Here is a 287-nt window from a genome sequence, read left to right on the forward strand (position 1 = left end):
GGCGCGGCATGGGTTAAGGCGGAACACAATAATAAGAGGGAAGCTAAGTAACGCATTTTTATCATTTCTTTGAGTTTTCAGACGACCTTTTCGAGCGATATTTAAATCGCAGCACCCCATAAATAACGGCGCTGGAATTTACCGTCCTTAAATATAAAGCAGACATCGAAAGGATTGCCGTCCGAACCTTGTCTGCCGAACAGATAAAGCGTTTTATCGCTGTCGCGGTAATAGGCTTCCCATTTTTCATACACATTGCTGCCGCGTGCAGTGGCGGCAAAATCGGG

1 pseudogene is annotated in these 287 nt (G+C 46.0%); it reads right to left on the reverse strand.

What is annotated here, in order from left to right:
- Nucleotides 1-101: 101 nt before the first annotated feature.
- A pseudogene (locus HMPREF2726_RS14730) lies at nt 102-287 on the reverse strand (SH3 domain-containing protein); the annotation flags it as partial.

Source organism: Neisseria sp. HMSC074B07 (genome assembly GCF_001810355.1).
Lineage (GTDB): Bacteria > Pseudomonadota > Gammaproteobacteria > Burkholderiales > Neisseriaceae > Neisseria.